This window comes from Stenotrophomonas sp. Steno-Z4, from assembly GCF_056393145.1.
Genome location: NZ_JBWJPC010000010.1, coordinates 65946 through 86630 on the forward strand (window position 1 = coordinate 65946; position 20685 = coordinate 86630).

Annotated in this window: 23 protein-coding genes; 15 read left to right on the forward strand and 8 right to left on the reverse strand. The window is 66.9% G+C overall.

What is annotated here, in order from left to right:
• Positions 1-33 precede the first annotated feature (33 nt).
• Complete coding sequence (locus tag AC06E7_RS18420) at positions 34-303, reverse strand: BolA family protein (RefSeq protein WP_478065560.1); 270 nt, start codon at positions 301-303, stop codon at positions 34-36.
• Positions 300-599 carry a YciI family protein gene (locus AC06E7_RS18425; RefSeq protein ID WP_068854705.1) on the reverse strand — a complete coding sequence of 100 codons (300 nt, stop codon included), beginning with the start codon at positions 597-599 and terminating at the stop codon, positions 300-302. Before AC06E7_RS18425 ends, AC06E7_RS18420 begins: the two co-directional genes overlap by 4 nt.
• A 302-nt stretch (positions 600-901) precedes the next feature.
• Here AC06E7_RS18425 and AC06E7_RS18430 point away from each other — a divergent pair, with 302 nt between their 5' ends.
• From AC06E7_RS18430 to AC06E7_RS18440, 3 genes are read left to right on the forward strand one after another with little or no spacing between them, the layout of a single operon-like run.
• Positions 902-1807 carry a segregation and condensation protein A gene (locus AC06E7_RS18430; protein WP_068853099.1) on the forward strand — a complete coding sequence of 302 codons (906 nt, stop codon included), beginning with the start codon at positions 902-904 and terminating at the stop codon, positions 1805-1807.
• A 15-nt stretch (positions 1808-1822) separates the two neighbouring features.
• A complete protein-coding gene (gene scpB / locus AC06E7_RS18435; protein WP_478065561.1) occupies positions 1823-2803 on the forward strand; it encodes an SMC-Scp complex subunit ScpB in 981 nt (326 codons plus the stop codon).
• Complete coding sequence (locus AC06E7_RS18440) at positions 2796-4568, forward strand: pseudouridine synthase (RefSeq protein ID WP_210130639.1); 1773 nt, start codon at positions 2796-2798, stop codon at positions 4566-4568. Before scpB ends, AC06E7_RS18440 begins: the two co-directional genes overlap by 8 nt.
• 84 nt (positions 4569-4652) lie before the next feature.
• Here the strand turns inward: AC06E7_RS18440 and AC06E7_RS18445 are convergent, their stop codons facing one another.
• The 3 genes from AC06E7_RS18445 to AC06E7_RS18455 all read right to left on the reverse strand — a co-directional run bounded on the left by AC06E7_RS18445 (position 4653) and on the right by AC06E7_RS18455 (position 7189).
• Positions 4653-5087, reverse strand: coding sequence for a hypothetical protein (locus tag AC06E7_RS18445; RefSeq protein ID WP_068853112.1), 435 nt, complete (start codon positions 5085-5087; stop codon positions 4653-4655).
• 141 nt (positions 5088-5228) lie between these two features.
• Positions 5229-6041, reverse strand: coding sequence for an amidohydrolase (locus AC06E7_RS18450; RefSeq protein WP_478065562.1), 813 nt, complete (start codon positions 6039-6041; stop codon positions 5229-5231).
• Positions 6041-7189, reverse strand: a complete 1149-nt coding sequence (locus AC06E7_RS18455; RefSeq protein WP_478065563.1) for a pyridoxal phosphate-dependent aminotransferase — start codon at positions 7187-7189, stop codon at positions 6041-6043. The genes AC06E7_RS18450 and AC06E7_RS18455 overlap by 1 nt, the downstream gene beginning before the upstream one ends.
• A 103-nt stretch (positions 7190-7292) precedes the next feature.
• On the opposite strand from AC06E7_RS18455, the gene ccmA reads away from it, so the two are divergent.
• From ccmA to AC06E7_RS18510, 11 genes are all read left to right on the forward strand, one after another.
• The gene (ccmA, locus tag AC06E7_RS18460) at positions 7293-7979 is read left to right on the forward strand and encodes a heme ABC exporter ATP-binding protein CcmA (RefSeq protein ID WP_449325201.1); all 687 of its coding nucleotides are present in this window, start codon (positions 7293-7295) and stop codon (positions 7977-7979) included.
• Complete coding sequence (gene ccmB, locus AC06E7_RS18465) at positions 7976-8671, forward strand: heme exporter protein CcmB (RefSeq protein ID WP_184126620.1); 696 nt, start codon at positions 7976-7978, stop codon at positions 8669-8671. The genes ccmA and ccmB overlap by 4 nt, the downstream gene beginning before the upstream one ends.
• 91 nt (positions 8672-8762) lie before the next feature.
• Positions 8763-9530: a heme ABC transporter permease CcmC gene (gene ccmC / locus AC06E7_RS18470; RefSeq protein ID WP_478065564.1), complete on the forward strand. Its 768-nt coding sequence runs from the start codon at positions 8763-8765 to the stop codon at positions 9528-9530.
• The gene (gene ccmD, locus AC06E7_RS18475) at positions 9527-9712 is read left to right on the forward strand and encodes a heme exporter protein CcmD (protein ID WP_093532489.1); all 186 of its coding nucleotides are present in this window, start codon (positions 9527-9529) and stop codon (positions 9710-9712) included. The genes ccmC and ccmD overlap by 4 nt, the downstream gene beginning before the upstream one ends.
• Positions 9709-10170, forward strand: a complete 462-nt coding sequence (gene ccmE, locus AC06E7_RS18480; RefSeq protein ID WP_354276896.1) for a cytochrome c maturation protein CcmE — start codon at positions 9709-9711, stop codon at positions 10168-10170. The genes ccmD and ccmE overlap by 4 nt, the downstream gene beginning before the upstream one ends.
• Positions 10171-12090, forward strand: a complete 1920-nt coding sequence (locus AC06E7_RS18485; RefSeq protein WP_478065565.1) for a heme lyase CcmF/NrfE family subunit — start codon at positions 10171-10173, stop codon at positions 12088-12090.
• Positions 12091-12124: 34 nt separating this feature from the next.
• On the forward strand, positions 12125-12706 hold the full coding sequence (locus AC06E7_RS18490; RefSeq protein ID WP_281066577.1) for a DsbE family thiol:disulfide interchange protein: 582 nt from the start codon (positions 12125-12127) through the stop codon (positions 12704-12706).
• A 241-nt stretch (positions 12707-12947) separates the two neighbouring features.
• Complete coding sequence (locus AC06E7_RS18495) at positions 12948-13382, forward strand: cytochrome c-type biogenesis protein (RefSeq protein ID WP_478065573.1); 435 nt, start codon at positions 12948-12950, stop codon at positions 13380-13382.
• Positions 13376-14368: a tetratricopeptide repeat protein gene (locus tag AC06E7_RS18500; protein WP_478065574.1), complete on the forward strand. Its 993-nt coding sequence runs from the start codon at positions 13376-13378 to the stop codon at positions 14366-14368. Before AC06E7_RS18495 ends, AC06E7_RS18500 begins: the two co-directional genes overlap by 7 nt.
• Positions 14369-14436: 68 nt before the next feature.
• Positions 14437-15549, forward strand: coding sequence for a homoserine O-acetyltransferase MetX (gene metX / locus AC06E7_RS18505; RefSeq protein ID WP_320457282.1), 1113 nt, complete (start codon positions 14437-14439; stop codon positions 15547-15549).
• A 3-nt stretch (positions 15550-15552) separates the two neighbouring features.
• Positions 15553-16167: a DUF1294 domain-containing protein gene (locus AC06E7_RS18510; RefSeq protein ID WP_478065566.1), complete on the forward strand. Its 615-nt coding sequence runs from the start codon at positions 15553-15555 to the stop codon at positions 16165-16167.
• A 58-nt stretch (positions 16168-16225) separates the two neighbouring features.
• Here AC06E7_RS18510 and AC06E7_RS18515 read toward each other — a convergent pair whose 3' ends face one another.
• From AC06E7_RS18515 to AC06E7_RS18525, 3 genes are all read right to left on the reverse strand, one after another.
• Positions 16226-17776, reverse strand: a complete 1551-nt coding sequence (locus AC06E7_RS18515) for an arylsulfatase (protein ID WP_478065567.1) — start codon at positions 17774-17776, stop codon at positions 16226-16228.
• 241 nt (positions 17777-18017) lie between these two features.
• Entirely contained in the window at positions 18018-19190 is a 1173-nt protein-coding gene (locus AC06E7_RS18520) for a BamA/TamA family outer membrane protein (protein WP_478065568.1), read from the reverse strand.
• Positions 19191-19390: 200 nt separating this feature from the next.
• A complete protein-coding gene (locus AC06E7_RS18525; protein ID WP_095362799.1) occupies positions 19391-20179 on the reverse strand; it encodes an OBAP family protein in 789 nt (262 codons plus the stop codon).
• A gap of 183 nt (positions 20180-20362) precedes the next feature.
• Between AC06E7_RS18525 and AC06E7_RS18530 the strand changes: the two genes are divergently transcribed.
• The coding region (locus tag AC06E7_RS18530) for a DUF6766 family protein (protein WP_478065569.1) at positions 20363-20685 on the forward strand (323 nt) is incomplete at its 3' end.

Sequence of the window (20685 nt, forward strand, 5' to 3'; positions counted from 1 at the left end):
CGGGACTCACCGGGACAAGGCAGGACAAGGGTTTCAGCCCTTTTTTGACGGCGCTTCGGCACGAATGGACAACGCGTGGATATCGGTCTCCATCAGGGTGCCCAAGGCGTTGTAGACCGCGCGATGGCGCGCAAGCGGCAGCTTGCCTTCGAAGGCCGCGCTGACCACGTGGACATTGAAGTGCCCGCGCCCATCGCGCGCGCCCTCATGCCCGGCGTGGCGATGGCTGTCGTCCTCCACCTCCAGCAGATCCGGATCGAAGGCGGCCTGCAGCGCCGCCCGGATCATCTCCACCCGGCTCATGGCAGCACCTTGCGGAACGGGCGGACCTCGGTGCGCACATACACCCCGGCCTCCACATAGGGATCGGCCGCCGCCCAGTCCTGGGCTTCGGTGAGCGAATCGAACGCGGCGATCACCACGCTGCCGCTGAAGCCGGCCGGGCCCGGGTCTTCACTGTCGATGGCCGGGCACGGGCCGGCCAGCAGCAGCCGCCCCTCGTCGCACAGGGCCTGCAGACGGGCAAGATGGGCCGGCCGGGCCGACAGGCGGGCGGCCAGCACATCGGTGCCGTCATAGCCTTCAATCACATACCACACGGGCAACTCCTGGGGTTCAGCTAAACAAACGCCGCGATTCTAGCCCGCCTCGCTGGACACTGCCGTTGTGAAGCCGTACTCTTGACCACATTGCACGTGGCTGGACGCAGCAACCCTGTGGCTACAGGGCCCCACTGCCCCACACCAGCACACGTAGACGACCTCCCGTAGTTCTGTCGCTGCATTTGAGCAGCGCGTCCTGCTGCTGTTTGAAATGTCATGGCTAGCGATCCTGCCGCCCGGGTGTTCCGGTTGCGCCAGGCGCAGCAAACTGGTCCGTTGCAATACCGACGTCAATCTTGATGACCTCTGAACTCGCGCTCGACGCGAACCCGCAAATCCGGCCGACCGCCCCTCAGCAGCAGGAAATGCCGCTGGCCGTGGTGCATGGGCAACCGGTCCTGCAGATTCCGCAGGACCTGTACATCCCGCCGGATGCGCTGGAAGTCATCCTGGATGCCTTCGAAGGTCCGTTGGACCTGCTGCTGTACCTGATCCGCCGGCAGAACCTGGATATCCTGGATATTCCGGTGGCCGAGATCACCCGCCAGTACGTCGAATACATCAACGTCATGCAGGAGCTGCGCTTCGAACTGGCGGCCGAATACCTGGTGATGGCGGCGATCCTGGCCGAAGTGAAGTCGCGGATGCTGCTGCCGCGGCCGCCCAGCGTGGAAGGCGAGGAAGCCGACCCGCGTGCGGAGCTGGTGCGCCGGCTGCAGGAGTACGAACGTTTCAAGCAGGCCGCCGAGGACATCGACGCCCTGCCCCGCCAGGACCGCGACACCAGCCTGGCCCATGCCTTCGTGCCCGACCGCGCGGCGATCAAGCTGCCGCCGCCGGTGGACCTGAAGGAAATGCTGATGGCGCTGCACGACGTGCTCAAGCGCGCCGAGCTGTTCACCGGCCACGCGATCAAGCGCGAGGCCCTGAGTGTCCGCCAGCGCATGGGCGATGTGCTGGGCCGTCTGGAAGACGGCAGGTTCTACCGGTTTGAAACGCTGTTCACCGCCGAAGAAGGCAAGCTGGGGGTGCTGGTCACCTTCCTGGCCCTGCTCGAACTGGCCAAGGAACAGCTGCTGGACATCGTCCAGGAAGCTCCGCTGGCGCCGATCTACGTCAAGTCACTGGCCGCCGGCAACACCAACGAACCGCTGCAGTTCAACAGCGAGTTCGACGACAACGACGCCGCCAACGACCCTGACTGAGCACCCGACCCACGCATGGATCAACCGCTGATCAACCGTATTGTCGAAGGGGCGCTGCTGGCCTCCAGCCAGCCGCTGACCCTGGCCCAGCTGCAGGGCCTGTTCCCCGAGGAAGAGCCGGCGCCGCCGGGCAGCATCGAACGCGCGCTGGAACTGCTGCGCGAAGGCTGCGCCGACCGCGGCGTGGAGCTGGTCGAGGTGGCCTCCGGCTTCCGCTTCCAGGTCACCAACGAAGTCCACGGCTTCATCACCCGGCTGTGGACCGAGCGCAAGACCCGCTACACCCGTGCCACCCTGGAAACGCTGGCGCTGATTGCCTACCGCCAGCCGATCACCCGCGGCGAGATCGAACAGGTCCGTGGCGTGGCGGTCAGCAGCAACATCATCCAGGCCCTGGAAGAACGCGAATGGATCCGCGTGATCGGCCACCGCGACGTGCCCGGCAAGCCCGCGCTGTTCGGCACCACCAAGGGCTTCCTGGATTACTTCGGGCTCAAGCGCCTGGATGAGCTGCCGCCGCTGTCCGAGCTGCGCGACCTGGGCGAACTGGAACCGCAGCTGCCGCTGGACAACGACGGCCAGCTGGCCGGCCGGATCGCCGCAGGCGTGGCGGATCCGGACGCCGAACCGCAACTGGAAACCATCCCGGAACCGGAATCCGAGCCGGAATCCGAATCCGAACCCGAACCCGAACAGGACCCGGCCACTGCCCGTTCCGCCGCCCGCGCCGCCCTGATGGCCGCGCGACTGGCGGAACAGGACGCCGAGTCAGACAATAGCGATACCCCATCCCATGCGTCGCCGTCGCTCCCCGACGACGACGCGGATACAACCGCCAGCGATGGCGAGCCCGATACCGTGCCGGGACCCCGCGCGGCGCACCAGAACGAAACCGAAAACAACGCCGTCGCGAAGACGACCGTGGCTGTTGACGAAGCCGATCCCGAACCAGAGGCCGACGAAACCGTCGCCGGCCGGAGCCAAGTAAATGAGTGACACCCCCCGCAAGCTGTCGTTGAACAAGCTTTCGCTCAAGCGCGAAAACGAAACCGAACAGCCCAAGCTCGAAGAGCGCCTGCACAAGGTGCTGGCCCAGGCCGGCCTCGGCTCGCGCCGCGCGCTGGAACAGCGCATCGCCGATGGTCTGGTCAAGGTCAACGGCGAAGTCGCCCAGACCGGCCAGTCGATCAAGAGCGGCGACAAGGTTGAACTGGACGGCCGTGGCTTTGTCGCCACCGCGCTGACCGAAACCTCGCGCGTGCTGGCCTACAACAAGCCCGAAGGCGAAGTGACCACCCGCGAAGATCCCGAAGGCCGCCCGACGGTGTTCGAAGCGCTGCCGGCCCTCAAGGGCGCGCGCTGGATCGCGATCGGCCGCCTGGACATCAACACCACCGGCCTGCTGCTGGCCACCACCGATGGCGAACTCGCCAACGCGATGATGCACCCCTCCTACGAGGTCGAGCGCGAATACGTCGTGCGCGTGCGTGCCCCGGAAGGCGAAGAGAAGGTGCCCGACAGCATCGTCGACCGCCTCTCCCGTGGCGTGGCGCTGGAAGACGGCCCGGCCAAGTTCGACGAGATCGAACGCATCGGCGGCACCGATTCGCACGACTGGTTCCGCGTGGTCGTCAAGGAAGGCCGCAACCGCGAAGTGCGCCGCCTGTGGGAATCGCAGGGCTGCCAGGTGAGCCGCCTCAAGCGCACCCGCTACGGCAAGGTCTCGCTGCCGCGCGAACTGCTGCGTGGCCAGTCGGTCGAACTGCCGGCCAAGCAGGTTGAAGCGCTGCGCGCCGAACTGAAGCTGGAAGAAGGCGCCCCCTCGGCGCTGACCCTGCAGCCGGTAATCGGCCAGCGCCGCGCCGCCAAGACCACCGTGCGCGTGTCGCGCGAAGGCGGTCGTGGCAATGCCTACGTCAATGGCCACAACCAGGCCGACGAAGGCCGCGAACTGCGTCGTTTCGACAACGTGCGCGAAGACCGCGGCCGTGGTCGCGGCGGCAAGGGCGGCGGCTTCAAGGGTGGCCTGACGGTCACCGGCGAAGCGGCGGCCAAGCAGTCGCAGCGCCCGTTCAAGCAGCGCCCGGACAAGGGCAACCGCGCCCTGCCCGAAGGCAACCCGGCCGCGTTCCGCAGCTGGTACGTGCCCGATGGCGTGAGCACCGGCCCGAGCAACCACCGCAACGCCGGTCCGGGCGCAGCCCGTGGCCCGGGCGCACGTGGTCCGGGTGCCGGCGCAGGCGCCGGTGGCCAGGGCCGTCCGTACGGCAAGCCGAAGGGTCCGGGCGGCGCAGGCGGCCAGGGCCGTGGCGCCTACGGCGAGCGCAGCGGCGGCGGCTTTGGTGGCGAAGGTCGCGGTGAAAACCGTGGCGGCTACGGCGGCCAGGGCCGTCCGGCCGGTGCCGGTGCCGGCGCGGGCAACCGCAGCGGCCAGGGCGCACAGCGCCACCCGTACGGTCACCCGGGCAATGCCCCGAGCTTCCCGTCCGATCATGCCAATCCGGGCGCCAGCCCGTACGGCACGCCCCGCCCCGCCGGCCGTCCCGGCGGCAACCGCGGCCCCGGTGGCCCGGGTGGCAACCGTGGTCCGGGCGGTCCCGGCGCACGTGGTCCCGGCGGCCCGGGTGGCAACCGTGGCCCGGGTGGTCCCGGTGCACGCGGCCCGGGTGGTCCCGGCGGTCGTCCCGGCGGCGCACGCCCGGGTGGCAGCCGCGGTCCCGGTGGCGGTGGCCACCGTGGCGGCGGCCCGCGCGGCGGCTGATGCATGAAAAAACCCGGTCATTGACCGGGTTTTTTTTGAGGTCGCAGTTGTGGACCTGGATGCGTCGGGCTCGCTTCGGATGGGTCAGCGGCGTTCGATGGTGAAGCGGCTGCCGGCTACGCCGAGGTCCCAGCCCTTGCCGGTGCCTGCCAGGGCGAGCGATACGTCGCCCTTGGTGACGACCTGCGCGCTGCTGGATTTGTCCGCGCCGGCGTGGGCTTCGACGGCGGCGTAGGAGCCGATCAGGTCGTCGACCGAATAGGCGCCGGAGAATCTGCCTTTGCCATCGGTGATCTTGGACTTGCCTACGGTCAGGCCGCCGCCCTTGACGCTGATCTTGACCGGAATGCGCGCACCGTTGTCGCAGGTGATCGTGCCCGTGCCCGAGGCGGTCTTGTAGATCACCGACCAACCGGCCAGGGAGTAATGCAGTTCGCAGTCGATGTTGCCGGCGGCCTGCGCGGCCGGAACCGCAGCCATGCTGGCGAAGGCGAACAGGGCCAGGGAAAGCTTCTTCATAGCGGTGCGCTCGTACGGAGTGGGAACGAAGCCGAATCTAGCAGTGCCGGCGTCGCGCCGGCATGAGGCCCTTCCGCGGCATGCAATCGCCATTCACCTACCGCCCGCCAATGGCCGCCGCAATGCCGATCGATGTGCGGGTCAGCCCAGGGTAAAGGTGTCTGCGTCCAGCATCGCCGGGAAGCGGGCGCGGTGCGCGGCGAGCGCTGCCGCGGAAATGGTGGTGGTGACCACCTGCTCGCGCTCGCGGATCTCCACCTGCGGCTGCCCGAGGAAATCGATCACCGCGCTGTCGCCGGCGTAATGCAGGTCGTTGCCGTCCACGCCCACGCGGTTGACCGCCGCGACGTAGCACAGGTTTTCAATCGCGCGCGCGCGCAGCAGGGTGCGCCAGGGATACGCACGCGCCGACGGCCAGTTGGCCACGAAGATCTGCAGGTCGAAATCCAGGTCGTCGGCACGCTCCACGTTGTAGCGGTTGCGGCAGAACACCGGAAAACGCAGGTCGTAGCAGACCTGCGGATTGATCCGCCAGCCTTTCCATTCCACGCTCAGCCGTTCATTACCGGCGGCGTAGCGCAGGTGCTCGTTGCCGTAGCGGAACAGGTGGCGCTTGTCGTAATACTGCAGCCCACCGTCCGGCGTGGCCCACAGCAGCCGGTTGTACACGCCCTCGCCCACCCGCAGCTGCACGCTGCCGGTCACCGCAGCACCCAACCCCACCGCCTGCTCGCGGATCCAGGCCACGGTGGGGCCGTCCATGCCTTCGGCACGGAAGATCGCGTCATTGGAAAAACCGCTGGTGAACGTTTCCGGCAGGATCACCAGATCGGTCTGCCCGGCCAGCGGCGCCAGCAGTGCGCCGTAGTACTCGCGGTTGCCCTCGGGGTCGTGCCAGCGCGTGTCGCCCTGGACCAGGCTGATGCGCAGATCGGGGCGGTTGGCGGCGCCCATCACAGCACCTGCAGGCGTTCGATCGCCGCGCTGAGCGTGGCGTCGTTCTTGGCAAAGCACAGGCGCACCAGGCGCTGGCCTTCCGGCGCCGTTTCGTAGAACGGCGACAGCGGAATGGCGGCCACGCCCTTTTCGATGGTCAGCCACTTCACGAACTCGTGGTCCGGCAGGTCGCTGATGGCCGAATAGTCCACCAGTTGGAAGTACCCGCCCGGCACCGGCAGCGGCTTCAGGCGCGTGGTGAGCAGCTGCTCGCGGAACGCATCGCGCTTGGCCTGGTAGAACGCGCCCAGTTCCAGGTGGTGTTCCGGCTCGTCGCGGATCATCGCGGCGAAACCGTACTGGGCCGGGCCGAAGCTGGTGAAGGTGTTGTACTGGTGCACCTTGCGGAACTCGGCGCTCATCGACGGCGGTGCCACCGCATAGCCGATCTTCCAGCCGGTGCAGTGGTAGGTCTTGCCGAAGCTGGAAATGACGAAGGCGCGCTCGCGCAGCTCGGGGTAGCGCAGCGCCGATTCGTGGCGGCGGCCGTCGTAGATGATGTGTTCGTAGACTTCGTCGGAAATCAGGTAGATGCCGGTGCCGCGCAGCACGTCGGCCAGGGCCTGCATGTCATCGGCGGTGAGCATCGCGCCGGACGGGTTGTGAGGGGTGTTGACCATCAGCAGGCGGGTGCGCGGGGTGATGGCGGCACGCACGCGGTCCCAATCCACGGCGAAGGTCTGCGGGTCCAGCGCCACGTGCACGGCGCGGGCGCCGGCCAGGTCGATGGCCGGTTCGTAGCAGTCGTACGCCGGGTCCAGCACGATCACTTCCTCGCCAGGGCGGACCACGGCGTGGATGGCGTTGAAGATCGCCTCGGTGGCGCCGCTGGTGACGGTGATTTCGGTATCGGGGTCGATCTGGGCGCCATACAGGTCCAGCGACTTCTGGGCGATCGCCTGGCGCAGCGGGGCCACGCCGGTCATCGGCGGGTACTGGTTCAGGCCGCCGTGCATGGCCTTGACCGTTTCATCGATCAGGCGCTGCGGCGCGGAGAAGTCCGGGAACCCCTGGCCCAGGTTCACGGCGCCGTGTTCGGCCGCCAGCTGGGACATCACGGTGAAAATGGTGGTGCCCACCTTGGGCAGCTTGGTCTGGGGGTTCATCGGCAACCGGGGGATCAAAGGCGGAGACCCCGAAGTGTACGAAATCTGGAGGCCGAGGCCTCGGCCATTGGGTTCGGGATCGATCCGCCGGTACACTGCGCCGATGCTGAATTCTTCGAATACCCCTCCGTTGCTGGCCGCGCATGGCCTGGCCTTCAGTCGCAACGATGAACCGGTGTTCGGGCCGCTCGACCTCCAGGTCGATGCGGGTGAGGCGCTGCTGGTGCAGGGCGACAACGGCGCCGGCAAGACCACCCTGCTGCGGGTGCTGGCCGGGCTGCTGCGCCCGGGCAGCGGGACGATCCAGATCGATGGGCGCCCGGCCGGGCACCGCGAGCGCGCCCAGTTCGTGGCGTACCTGAGCCACCTGCCCGGCCTCAAGCCGGACCTGGACACGCTGGAGAACCTGAATTTCCTGTGCGGCCTGCATGGCCGGCGCGCGCGGCAGATGCCGGGCAACGCGCTGGCCATCGTGGGCCTGGCTGGCTTTGAGAACACCTTGGTGCGGCAACTGTCGGCCGGGCAGAAGCGGCGGCTGGCGCTGGCCCGCATCTGGCTGTCGCCAGCGCCGCTGTGGCTGCTGGACGAGCCGTACGCGAACCTGGACCTGGACGGCATCAACCTGGTGAACCGGATGATTTCCGCGCACCTGCGCAGCGGCGGGGCGGCCCTGGTCACCACGCACGGTGCGTATGCGGCGCCGCCGGTGCGGACCCGGCTGGTGCATCTGGGGGGTACCGGCCAAGCCGTTGCCGGACAAAGCCCGGTACTGCCGGAGGTGCGCGCATGATCGCACCTGGCACCGAACCCGGCCTGTGGCAGACCGCACGCGCCCTGGCCGGGCGCGACCTGCGCCTGCTGTGGCGCCGCCGCGGCGATGCGCTGCAGCCGCTGCTGTTCGCGCTGCTGGTGGTGGTGCTGTTCGCGCTGGCGCTGGGCCGCGACCCGCCGTTGATGGCGCAGGTGGCCGCTGCGGTGCTGTGGCTGGCGGTGCTGCTGGCCGGACAGCTGTCGCTGGACAGCCTGTTCCGCAGCGACGCCGAGGATGGCTCGCTGGAACAGTGGCTGCTGGCGCCGGTGCCGCTGGCCTGGCTGGTGCTGGTGCGGGTGCTGGTGCACTGGGCCACCACCGCCCTGCCGATGATCGTGGTGAGCCCGCTGCTGGCCGAAATGCTGCATCTGCCACATGACCAACTGCCGATATTGCTGGCATCGTTGCTGCTCGGCACGCCACTGCTCAGCCTGATCGGTGGGGTGGTGGCAGCGCTGACAGTGAGCATCCGTCGCTCTGGTATTCTCGTGGCGTTGCTGGCGTTGCCGCTGTTCGTGCCGGTGCTGGTGTTTGGTGCAGGCAGTGTGGCGGCCGCCGCGCGAGGACAGGATCCGGTGGGCGCGTTGCTGCTGCTGGGTGCCGGGTTGGTGGTGGCGCTGGTGTTGGCGCCGTTGGCAACTGCTGCGGCCATCAGGATTTCATTGAGTTGATGTGCAAGTGGATTGCGCTGCTTCGTTCGTCATGACACGCATGGCGTGTCACTACGTGTTTGTTGCTTTCTAGCTGGATAGCCATCGCTGCATGAATAGCCTTGTCCGCTGGTTCCACCAACTCGGTTCGCCCCCCACCTTCGACCGCTTCGCGTCGCGCTGGTCGCGTGTGTTCACCATCGCCGCGCTGCCGGTGCTGCTGATCGGCATCTGGCAGGGCATCTTCGTAGTGCCGGCCGAGCAGACCCAGGGCGACGCCTTCCGCATCATCTACATCCACGTGCCCAGCGCGTGGATGAGCCTGTTCGTGTTCGCCTTGATGGCGCTGTATTCGGCCATCGCGCTGGTCTGGCGGATCAAGATCTGCGAGATCCTGGCGATGGCCTGCGCGCCGATGGGCGCAGGCTTCACCCTCATCACCCTGCTCACCGGCAGCATCTGGGGCAAAGGCACCTGGGGCACGTGGTGGGATTGGGACCCGCGCATGACCAGCGAACTGATCCTGCTGTTCCTGTACCTGGGCGTGATCGGCCTGTACCACGCCATTGAAGACCGCCGCAGTGCCGCGCGGGCCGCGGGCCTGCTGGCCATCGTCGGCGTGGGCCTGCTGCCGATCATCCGTTACTCGGTCGACTGGTGGGGTGGCCTGCACCAGCGCCAGTCGGTGAATGTGTTTGGCGACAACGCCGTGCGCCCGGAGCTGATCGCGCCGCTGTGGTGGATGGTGGTGGCGACCAAGTTGTGGTTCGTCGGCTCGCTGCTGGCCAAGGCGCGTGCCGACAACTTCAGCCGCGAAGCCGGCAAGGCCTGGGTGGCGCAACGCCTGGGCACCGAGCCTGCCGGGGAGCTGCAACGATGACGCATGTCGGGTTCATTGCCGCCGCGTACGCGGTGTTCGTGCTGGTGCTGGCGGCCGACGCGCTGGGTTCCTGGCTGCGCCTGCGCAGCGCGCGTCGCCAGGCCCTTCAGCGCCAGCAGCGCCAGGCCGCGCGCGACCAGCGCACGCCGGGCACGCCGCTGGCCACGGAGCTGAGCCGATGACGCCGGTACAGCGCCGCCGCCTGGTCTGGGTGCTGCTGCTCCTGCTTGCGTCCGGTCTTGCCACCACGCTGGTGGCGTTCGCGCTCCAGCGCAACATCGCCTATCTGTACACCCCGTCCGAGGTGCTGCGCGGCGAACAGGGCACCCAATCCAATTTCCGCCTCGGCGGCATGGTGGTCAAAGGCTCGTTCCAGCGCGCCGAAGGCTCGCTGGACGCACACTTCGTGGTGACCGATGGCGATGCCACGTTGCCGGTGACCACCTCGCGGATCCTGCCGGACATGTTCCGCGAAGATTCGGCCGTGGTCGCGCTGGGCACTCTGAAAAACGGCGTGTTCGTGGCCGATGAAGTGCTGGCCAAGCACGACGAGAACTACATTCCCAAGGAAGTAGCCGACAAGATGGGCGCGGCCCACACCAAGCACGACGTGCCGGTGCCGGCCGTGGAGACACGCTGAGTGCTGCCTGAGCTGGGGCAGGTACTGCTGGTCTGTGCGCTGCTGGCCGCCCTGCTGCAGGCGGTGCTGCCGCTGTGGGGCGCGCAGCGCGGGCGCGGTGCGTGGATGGCCGTGGCCGTGCCGGCCGCCTTCGCACAGCTGGCGCTGGTGGCCGGCGCATTCGCGCTGCTGACCGTCGCCTTCGTGCAGCAGGATTTCTCGGTGCGCTACGTGGCCGAAAACTCCAATACCCTTCTGCCGCTGGCGTATCGCTATTCGGCCGTATGGGGCGCGCACGAAGGCTCACTACTGATGTGGGTGCTGGTGCTGGCGCTGTGGGGCGGCGCGGTGGCGCTGTGGTCCAAGCGCCTGCCGGACACCGTGCGCGCCCGCGTGCTGGGCGTGATGGGCATCATCAGCCTGGGCTTCATCGCCTTCCTGTTCTTCACCTCCAATCCGTTCGCGCGGCTGCTGCCGGCACCGCTGGAAGGCCGCGACCTCAACCCGCTGCTGCAGGACCCGGGCCTGATCATCCACCCGCCGATGCTGTACATCGGGTACGTGGGATTTGCGGTGCCGTTTGCGTTTGCCATCGCCGCGCTGCTGGACGGCCACGTGGATGCGCGCTGGCTGCGCTGGACCCGCCCCTGGACCAACGTGGCCTGGGGCTTTCTTACCCTGGGTATCGCGCTCGGCAGCTGGTGGGCGTACTACGAACTGGGCTGGGGCGGCTGGTGGTTCTGGGACCCGGTGGAAAATGCCAGCTTCATGCCGTGGCTGGCCGGCGCCGCGCTGATCCATTCGCAGGCCGTGACTGAAAAGCGCGGCAGCTTCGCCAGCTGGACACTGCTGCTGGCCATCGCCGCCTTCGCACTGTCCCTGCTGGGCGCGTTCCTGGTGCGCTCGGGCGTGCTCACCAGCGTGCATTCCTTCGCCGCCGATCCCTCGCGCGGCGCCTTCATCCTGGTCTTCCTGGCCTTGGTGATCGGTGCGGCGCTGCTGCTGTATGCGCTGCGCGCCGGCGCACTGGGCAGCGATGATCCACGCCGTGGCTTCATGCCCACCTCGCGCGAAACCCTGCTGCTGGCCAACAACCTGCTGCTGGCCGGCGCCTGCGCCATGGTGCTGCTGGGCACCCTGTATCCGTTGCTGGCCGATGCGCTGGGACTGGGCAAGGTCTCGGTGGGCCCGCCCTACTTCGGCACGCTATTCATCGTGCTGATGGCGCCGCTGGTGGCGCTGCTGCCGTTCGGGCCGCTGGTGAACTGGCAGCGCGACCAGGCCTCGAAGCGGCTGGCGCTGCTGGCGCCGTGGGCAGGGTTGGCCCTGCTGCTGGGCGTGCTCGCCTGGTTCATGGCCCCGCAGGGCAAGCTCAAGGCCGCCGCCGGCGTGGCCGCAGCGGCGTGGGTTGCCTTGGGCACCGCGCGTTTCATCTGGACCCGCCTGCGTGGCAACGGCCGCTTCAACGCCGAGATGGTCGGCATGCTGCTGGCCCATACCGGCGTGGCGGTGTTCCTGGTTGGCGCGTTGCTGGTGGAAGCGCTGAACGTGCAGCGCGAAGTGGCGCTCAGCCCCGGGCACGATCTGGAGGTAAGCGGCTACACCCTGCGCTTTGAAGGTGTGGACCACCAGCAGGGCCCCAACTACGTGTCCGATCGCGGCCATGTGCGCGTGCTGCAGGGCGGGCATGAACTGGCCCTGCTGCACCCGGAAAAACGTGCCTACGCCAGCGGCGGGCAGATGATGACCGAAGCCGGCATCCATGCGCGCGTGCGCGGCGATGTGTACGTGGCGCTGGGCGAGCCGCTGGGCAACAATGCATGGGCCGTGCGCGTGCATATCAAACCCTTCGTTCGCTGGGTCTGGCTGGGCGCATTGCTGATGGCCTTGGGGGGCTTCGTCACCGCCGCCGACCGCCGCTTCCGTCGTTTCCAGGAGTAGTACCGTGTCCGATCCCCGCCCCGCCTCCCGCCCGCTGCCTCCGGTCGCCATCGTCATCGGGGTGCTGTTCTTCTTCGGGTTGCTCGGGTTGATGGTGTACGGGGTGATGAAGTCCGGCGCGCCCGACCGCGACATCCTGCCCTCGGCATTGATCGGCAAGCCCGCGCCGGCGTTCGCGCTGCCGGTCCTGCACGACCCGTCCATCACTGTGCACAGCAGCGAACTGCGCGGCGCGCCGTATGTGCTGAACGTGTGGGGCAGCTGGTGCGCGGCCTGCCGCGAGGAACACCCCATCCTGACCCGGTTTGCCGAAACCAAGCGCGTACGCGTGATTGGATACAACTGGAAGGACGAACCGGCGGACGCGCTGCGCTGGCTGGAACAGCTGGGCAACCCGTTCGTGCTGGTGCTGAGCGACATCGAAGGCCGCACCGCGATCGACTGGGGCGTGACTGCCGCGCCGGAAACCTTCCTGGTCGACGCCAGCGGCGTGGTGCGCTGGAAATACAGCGGCGCGCTTACCCAGCGCGTGATCGATACGAAGTTGTTGCCGGAACTGGAGAAACTGGAAGGTGCGAATGCCCAGCCGCGTAATGCGTTGCCGCCTGCGGAGTGATTCGGGCGCTGAGGGCCGCACGACCAACGGTCGTGCGCTACCGGCCGACGGCGCGCAATCGCGGCCGGCCGACGGCGGGCAATGGCGGCCTACCGACGGCGGGCAATGGCTGCCTACCGACGGTGGGCAATGGCTACCTACCGACGGTGGGCAATGGCTACCGACCGGTAGCGCACGACCGTTGGTCGTGCGCCCGGCAACGCCGGCACGGGGCGGGCGCCCCGCGCCTGCGCTCTTCAGCCTGTGGGTTGCTCTGGTGTTAGCGCTGCTGCTGGTGCCGACACTCGCGCCGGCACAGGCCGTATCCGACCCGACCCCGCTGCAGTACCGCAGCGCGGAGGAAGAAGCGCGCTTCCATGCGCTGGCCGCCGAACTGCGCTGCGTGCAGTGCCAGAACCAGTCGCTGGCCGATTCCAACGCGCAGATCGCCCATGACCTGCGCCGCGAAGTGCTCACGCTGATGCAGCAGGGCAACAGCGATGCGCAGATCAAGCAGTTCCTGGTGGAGCGCTACGGCGAATTCGTGCTGTACCGCCCCGCCATGGACACGCGCAACAGCCTGCTCTGGTTCGGCCCGCTGGTGCTGGTTCTCGGCGGTGCCGGGGTGCTGGTGTGGGTGGTACGCCGGCGCAGCCGCCAGGTGCAGCCCATGGGCGAAAGCGAGGAGCGCTGGTGAGCGAATGGATGCAGGTGATTGCCGGACTGTGTGCCGCCGTGGTGGCGATGGTGGTGCTGTGGCCGCTGCGCAGCAGCGGGAAGCGCGCACCGTTCGTGGCGGCGGTGATCGCCATCGGCGTGGCCGGCGTGGCGCTGTACCTGCTGGTGGGCACGCCGAAGGCCGTGGATGTCGTCGCCGACGAGGGACCGGCCACGCTGCAGCAGGGCGTGCGCGAGCTGGAGCAGGCGCTGGAACGCGAACCGCAGCGCGCTGATGGCTGGGCGTTGCTGGGCCGTTCCGAGCTGGCGCTGGGCAATACCGAAAAAGCGAACCAGGCGTTTTCCCGCGCCGTTGCGCTCGCGCCGGATGAAGCGCCACTACTGGTGGAAGCCGCACAGGCGCGTGCACAGGGCGATGCGGGCAAGCAGTTCGACGACACCGCATTGCAGTGGTTGAAGCATGCGCAACAAGTGGACCCGACAAGCGAGCGCGCGGGTTGGCTGATCGGCATTGCCCAGCGCCAGCGTGGGCAGGATGCGGAAGCGGCCGCTACGTGGGAGGCACTGCTTCCCCGCCTGGAACCGGCCGCGGCCGCAGCGCTGCGCGAGCAGATCGCCATTGCGCGGGAGAAGGCGGGCATGCCGGCGCCGGCTGACGCCCCTGCGCCATCGGTGGGGCTGGATATCGAGGTGACGCTGGGTCCGACGTCTGCGGGCAAGGCCTTGCCCGCCGGCACGCAGGTATTCGTGATCGCGCGAGTACCCGGTGGGCCGCCGATGCCGGTGGCGGTGGAGAAGCATCCGGCGACGGCCCTGCCATTGAAGATCCGCCTGGACGACGCCGACAGCCCGATGCCGACGGCGAAGCTGTCCTCGCTGAAGGACGTGGAGGTATTCGCGCGGCTTTCGGACTCGGGCACCGCCAGCCGGCAGGACGGCGATGTGGATTCGGAGGCGGTGCGGGTGACGTTGCCGCACAAGGGCACGATCCGATTGGTCCTGTAGATCCACGCCGGTACGAAGCGTCCCAGCCGTGACACGGCGCCGTTGACCTGCCCGGTTAGAATGGCCCCATGACTGAATTCATCCCGCCCGGCACCCGCTACCACGCCCTGCCCTCGCCCTTCGCGTTCAAGCGTGGGGGGCAGCTGCACGGCGCGCACGTGGCCTATGAAACCTGGGGCACGCTCAACGCCGATGCCAGCAATGCCGTGCTGATCGTCACCGGCCTGTCGCCCGACGCGCATGCCGCCGCCAACGACGGCAACCTTGCGGCCGGCTGGTGGGAAGGCATGCTTGGCCCGGGCAAGGCGATCGATACCGACCGCTGGTTCGTGGTGTGCGTGAACTCGCTTGGCAGCTGCAAGGGCTCAACGGGGCCGGCCACCATCAACCCCGCCACCGGCGAACTGTACCGGCTCAATTTCCCGGAGCTGTCCATCGAAGATGGCGCGCGCGCCGCCGTGGACGTGGTGAAGGCGCTGGGCATCACCCAGCTTGCCTGCGTGGTAGGCAATTCCATGGGCGGCATGACCGCGCTTGCGGTTCTGCTGCTGCACCCGGGCATCGCGCGCAGCCACATCAATATTTCCGGCAGCGCACAGGCGTTGCCGTTCTCCATCGCCATCCGCTCGCTGCAGCGTGAAGCGATACGCCTCGACCCGCAGTGGAACGGCGGCCAGTACACCGACCAGCACTACCCGGAATCGGGCATGCGCATGGCGCGCAAGTTGGGGGTGATCACCTACCGCTCCGCGCTCGAGTGGGATGGTCGCTTCGGCCGCGTGCGGCTGGACTCGGACCAGGCCGATGACGATCCGTTTGGCCTGGAATTCCAGGTGGAGAGCTACCTCGAAGGCCACGCGCGCCGCTTCGTGCGCTTCTTCGACCCGAACTGCTATCTCTACCTGAGCCGTTCGATGGACTGGTTCGACCTGGCCGAATACGCCGACGGCGATGTCATGGCCGGCCTGGCCAGCATCAAAGTGGACAAGGCCTTGGCCATCGGCGCCAACACCGACATCCTGTTCCCGGTGCAGCAACAGCAGCAGATCGCCGACGGCCTGCGCGCCGGCGGTGCCGATGCGCAGTTCATCGGACTGGACTCGCCGCAGGGGCATGATGCGTTTTTGGTGGATTTTGAGCGGTTCGGGCCGGCGGTGCGTACGTTCCTGGATACGCTTTGAGCCATGCGGCAACAGGGCAGGCTCAGCGAATGGAACGACGCGCGCGGCTTCGGCTTCGTGCAGCCCAATGGTGGGGGCGACCGCTGCTTCGTGCATATCCGCGCCTTTGCCGCGCGCGACCGGCGCCCTGCCCTGAATGATGTGATCACCTACGACGTGCAGCGCGATGGGCAGGGCCGGCTCAACGCGGTCAATGTACGTTTCGCGCTTCAGCGTGATGGGCTCAGGGCCGGCACCACGACCAAGGGCAACGGCGGGCCCGACAGGCTGCCCCGGCGCACCATCGCACTGCTGTTCCTGTCGGGCGTGGCCGGTGCCAGCTTTGCGGGCTACTGCGCACCGTGGATTGTGGTGGCGTATCTGGGCCTGAGCGCCCTCACCTTCCTGTTTTACTGGCACGACAAGAGCGCCGCCCAGCATGATCGGCGGCGCACGCCCGAGAGCACACTGCAGGCGATGGCACTAGTCGGAGGGTGGCCTGGAGCATTGCTGGCGCAGGCTGCCCTGCGCCACAAGAACCGCAAGGCTTCGTTCCAGACCACCTTTTGGGTCGCCGTGGTGGTCAATCTCGTGGCAATGGCGTGGATTGCCGGCGGTGGGTTGTCCATCGCCGGATGACATGGTCGGGGCCGACCAACGGTCGGCGCTACCGGGAGGGCTTGCGACCGCGGGCTGGTTACTTTCCTGCGACGGCGTCGTTCAACTTTTCGATCGCTTGGTCGGCGGTGAAGGTGTTGGGCTTCTGGATCTTGGGGAACTCATCGAAGGTCGCGTTGAACTTGGTCAGCAACGCGATGGCACCGTACACGATGTAGACGTGGTTGATGTACCAGTCCCAATAGGTGTTCGAGGTGACATCGGCGAACTCGTACGGGTCGGTGCGCAGGTTGTAGATCTTGGGAATTCGCATGGGGGTGAACGGTTCGCCCCAGACCGCCATGGTCCCTTTGCAGCGCTGCTCGATGAACGTCACCTTCCAGTTGTCGTAGCGGATGCCCAGCGTGTCGCCGTCGTCTGAGATGTAGACGAACAGTTTGCGCGGCGAATGGTCGGCCTTGCCGGTCAGGTAGGGCCACAGGCTCACGCCGTCGATGTGGTTCTTGTAGGTGCGCCCGATTGCCTTGACGCCCTTCTTGAGGTCGTCCACCACGGTTTTGTTCCCCGCCACTTCCAGGAACGTCGGCAGCCAATCGTGGTGCTGCACGATCTCGGTGGAGATGGTGCCCGGCTTGATTTTCCCGGGGAAGCGCGCCACCAGTGGAATGCGGAACGCGCCCTCCCAGTTGGTGTCCTTCTCGCTGCGGAACGGGGTCATGCCGCCGTCCGGCCACGAATTGCGGTGCGGGCCGTTGTCGGTGGAATACACCACCAAGGTGTCGTCGGCGATACCCAGTTCGTCCAGGTAATCCAACAGAGAGCCCACGTTCTTGTCGTGGTCGATCATGGTGTCGTGGTACGGCGACTGCCAGCGCCCCGCCTGGCCCAGGCTTTCGGGCTTGGTGTGGGTGATCAGGTGCATGTGGGTGAAGTTCACCCAGGCGAAGAACGGGGTGTCGTCGTCGGTGGCCTGCTTGATGAAGCCCTTTGCGCGCTCGGCAAAGTCGTCGTCGCAGGTGACCATGCGTTCGCGGTTGAGCGGGCCGGTGTCTTCGATCTTCTGCTTGCCCACTTTGCCCCAGCGCGGCTGCTCCGTGGTGTCGTCCTTGTCGGTGGCGAAGCTGTGGATCACCCCGCGCGGCTTGACCGTGGCGATGAAGTCTCCGAATTCGTCCTCCGGGAAGTAGTCGTACATCTCCGGTTCTTCTTCGGCGTTGAGGTGGTACAGGTTGCCGTAGAACTCATCGAAGCCGTGGTTGGTCGGCAGCATGTGGTTCAGGTCGCCCAGGTGGTTCTTGCCGAACTGGCCGGTGGTGTAGCCCTCGTTCTTCAGCAACGCGGCGATGGTGACGATCTTCTCGTTCATGCCAATCGGCGCGCCGGGAATGCCTACTTTCGAGAGGCCGGTGCGCAGCACGCTCTGGCCGGTGATGAACGAGGAGCGGCCGGCCGTGCAGGATTGTTCACCGTAAGAGTCGGTGAACATGATGCCTTCGCGGGCGATACGGTCGATGTTTGGCGTCTGGTAGCCCATCAACCCGTGCGAGTAGCAGCTCAGGTTGGAGATGCCGATGTCATCGCCCCAGATGACCAGGATGTTGGGCTTTTTCTTCTTGCTGGCGGTGGCCATCGGGTTCTCCGGGAGCGCTTTGGCGGGTCCTTGGATGATCCCTGCGGGGCTGGGGGGCGACCACCGTGTTTCTACTTATGTTGGCTAAGTAATTCTGTCCCTTCGGTCTATCGGCTGCGGGTGCCATGTACCGACCAACGGTCGGTACCTACCGGGGCCGTGTGCCGACCAACAGTTGGTACGTGGCGCGGATGCATGGCGTGGCGCCGCCGGTAGGTACGGACCGTTGGTCTGTACGCCTTCAACGCCACGCGCTGCCTACCTGCACGTAGACAGTGTCGTCTTCCGGGCCGAAGGCGTAGTCCAGGCCTACGTAGAGGCCTAGTTGGCGCGCGATCAGGTAGCGGCCGCCGACGCCCTTGGCCACTTGGCTGGTAGCACCGGAGAAGCTGCCGTGCTCGCCCCAGGTGCGTCCCGCCCCGACGAAGCCAATGGCCGCCCAGCGCGGGGTGAGGTTCCAGCGCAGTTCGGTTTCGACGGTGGCGGCGCGCGTGTCCTGGTAGCGGGCCGAGCCGATGCCACGCAGGTCAATGTACGGTAACCGGTAAAACGGCACGTCGCCGCCCACCCAGCGCACGTCCACGCGCCCGCCCAGCACCATTCGCTTGTCGGCCAGCGGAAGGTAGCCGAACGCATGCGCGCGGTAGCTCTGGAAGTCGTTGTCGCTGCCGATGGCGTTATCGTAGAAGTTGCCCTCCAGCATGCCCAGCCAGCCGCTGTTGGGGGTAAACGAATTGTCGCGCTGGTCGTACTGCAGCGACAGCCCAAGGCCGGAGGTTTTTCGGTTCAGCTCGTGCGGCTTGAAGTACTGCCGGTCCGAATCGACGTCGAAGCCGATGTCCAGGTCCATGTAGACCCATTGCAGGCCCAGGAACAGCGACTGGTCGCCCAGGCGCCGGGCAATCTTCTGGAACGCCATGTAGCCGTCCGAGCTGTAGCCGATGCCCACTTCCGGCAGCACATTGCCCGGCGTGTAGAAGTCCAGGTTGAAGGAGGACTTGGCAACCCCACCGGTGTAGCGCCAGCGATCGTCCTTGAAGTGCAGCATGGCGCCGGCGCCGTAGGCCGTGCTGCCGTTCTCTGTCTTCATCCCCGCTACGCCGTAGATATTGGGCGGGATCATCTGCTTGCGCCCGTCGGCCGCGGTGCGTTCCAGCGCTGCGCCCTCCGGCCGGTGGAAGAACGCCAGGGCCACGCCGCCGCCGTAGCCCACGGCCGGGTCGCTGATGATCACCGGCACCGGCAGGAATCCCTTGCGGTCGAGCAGCCAGCGCGACATGTCGAAATGGCCGTCCTGCGGGTCCTTGAACATGGCGTGGCGGGGCACGGCCGGGGCCGGCGCCGTGGTGTCCGGCACTCCCTGCTGCGCCAGTGCGGGCGCACCCACCACGCAATGAAGGAGCACTGCGGCCACCGAACCTGCTTTCCATCCACGCATATCGTGCTCCCGGACGCTTCATCCCGTTCCCGGACAACACTGACAGACCCGGCCACCCTCCAGCCACGGCCGTTATACGTAGCAGCCCTAAGTACAACTACCGAGAACAGGCGGAAACATCGCAGCCTCGGTGCAACACGGAAGATGGCTGACGCACCGCGCTCCCTAGGCGCCTTTCAGCCTCCCGGGCCAGTCCCGGACGTCGCGTTCTTGTCCGCCTCAGGGGGCGCGTGCCCATGCCCACCGGCCGAATCCTCGATCTGGATGACCCGCCCCTTCTGCCAGGCATCCGCGCCGCCATCTACCGGCGGTGCAACGATATCAGCCCGACGCTCGCGCTTGTCCTGGCTGCTCACGCCCAGCCGGTCGTCCCGTGCAGCGACCATCTGAGGGTCAGCCTGCCCATCCGCCGTGAATCCCATCATCAGCTGCGGCATGCCACGCGGCAGATCCTTGTCCAGATCGGTATGCCAGGTGTGCCAGGTTTTTCCGTAGGTATGGATGAGCTTCCCCATCAACGCATGCTCGGCCACCTCCGGAATGCCGGGCGCAACCAACTGCCCCGATTTCACTTCGTGCACGTGGCTGTGCCATAGCGCCTTTTCCTGATCGGGCAAGGCGGCAAACAGCTTGGCGCTGATGATGTACTCCACCCCCATCAGCTTGGCGTCTTTAACGTTGCCGTCGTAGATCGTGCACTGGATGACATCCTCATTGAGGATGGAGCAGTAGTGGTGCGCCTCCATCTGCACCTTCATCTGGCCATTGTAGAAATGAAAGCCATCCAGATAGGCGTTGATGGCCTCGATCGGCGGCCGATCCTGCAACACCGCGGCACCCGTTTCGAGCACCTTGGTTTTGGCGGTTTCTTCCGCGCCAGGCGCCTGGACGTTGGATTCGGTGTTGCCGCCTCCACATCCGGCCAAGGCAAGCGAGATGGCACCGCAAATGATGGATCGACGCATGGGAGGCCCTCCGGGGAAGCCCCTGCATCGTGTCCTGTCGGATGTAACGTCGGGAGCATGGCGGCGTGATACCTGGATAAAAGCGCGGAGGAGTCCCACCAGGGGCGCAACCCGCTGTTCCTTCACCTCCCCACCCCACACGCAGGACTAACGTCGATACGGATGATTTGAGGCTGTGTAGTGATGTGGAGGAGAAACGGTCTCTCGATTGTGCTGTTCCTGTTGCTTGCCTGCTTCCTTGTGGGCCAGGTGTGGACAGGCTTCCTCAGCCATAACCAGGAACTGCACGAGGCCCACCGCGCCGGCTTGGACCTGTGGGCCTACCTGCACAGCGGCCATTTCGTAAGTGCCACCTTCGAGAACTGGGAAAGCGAGTTCCTGCAGATGGGCATGTACGTGCTGATTACGGTCAGACTGCGGCAAAAGGGCTCTGCGGAATCGCGCCCGCTGAAGGGGGAGGAGGAGGAGGAACGCATCCTGCCCGGCCCGCCCCCCTGGGCAGTCCG

What these genes read in the sequence shown, in the direction of transcription:
- AC06E7_RS18430 (WP_068853099.1), top strand. Translation starts at nt 902, where the DNA reads ATGACCTCTGAACTCGCGCTCGACGCGAACCCGCAAATCCGGCCGACC.
- AC06E7_RS18450 (WP_478065562.1), bottom strand. Translation starts at nt 6,041, where the DNA reads ATGGGCGCCGCCAACCGCCCCGATCTGCGCATCAGCCTGGTCCAGGGC.
- ccmC (WP_478065564.1), top strand. Translation starts at nt 8,763, where the DNA reads ATGAATAGCCTTGTCCGCTGGTTCCACCAACTCGGTTCGCCCCCCACC.
- ccmA (WP_449325201.1), top strand. Translation starts at nt 7,293, where the DNA reads ATGCTGAATTCTTCGAATACCCCTCCGTTGCTGGCCGCGCATGGCCTG.
- AC06E7_RS18515 (WP_478065567.1), bottom strand. Translation starts at nt 17,776, where the DNA reads ATGGCCACCGCCAGCAAGAAGAAAAAGCCCAACATCCTGGTCATCTGG.
- AC06E7_RS18420 (WP_478065560.1), bottom strand. Translation starts at nt 303, where the DNA reads ATGAGCCGGGTGGAGATGATCCGGGCGGCGCTGCAGGCCGCCTTCGAT.
- AC06E7_RS18525 (WP_095362799.1), bottom strand. Translation starts at nt 20,179, where the DNA reads ATGCGTCGATCCATCATTTGCGGTGCCATCTCGCTTGCCTTGGCCGGA.
- AC06E7_RS18445 (WP_068853112.1), bottom strand. Translation starts at nt 5,087, where the DNA reads ATGAAGAAGCTTTCCCTGGCCCTGTTCGCCTTCGCCAGCATGGCTGCG.
- scpB (WP_478065561.1), top strand. Translation starts at nt 1,823, where the DNA reads ATGGATCAACCGCTGATCAACCGTATTGTCGAAGGGGCGCTGCTGGCC.
- AC06E7_RS18510 (WP_478065566.1), top strand. Translation starts at nt 15,553, where the DNA reads ATGCGGCAACAGGGCAGGCTCAGCGAATGGAACGACGCGCGCGGCTTC.
- ccmE (WP_354276896.1), top strand. Translation starts at nt 9,709, where the DNA reads ATGACGCCGGTACAGCGCCGCCGCCTGGTCTGGGTGCTGCTGCTCCTG.
- ccmB (WP_184126620.1), top strand. Translation starts at nt 7,976, where the DNA reads ATGATCGCACCTGGCACCGAACCCGGCCTGTGGCAGACCGCACGCGCC.
- AC06E7_RS18455 (WP_478065563.1), bottom strand. Translation starts at nt 7,189, where the DNA reads ATGAACCCCCAGACCAAGCTGCCCAAGGTGGGCACCACCATTTTCACC.
- metX (WP_320457282.1), top strand. Translation starts at nt 14,437, where the DNA reads ATGACTGAATTCATCCCGCCCGGCACCCGCTACCACGCCCTGCCCTCG.
- ccmD (WP_093532489.1), top strand. Translation starts at nt 9,527, where the DNA reads ATGACGCATGTCGGGTTCATTGCCGCCGCGTACGCGGTGTTCGTGCTG.
- AC06E7_RS18440 (WP_210130639.1), top strand. Translation starts at nt 2,796, where the DNA reads ATGAGTGACACCCCCCGCAAGCTGTCGTTGAACAAGCTTTCGCTCAAG.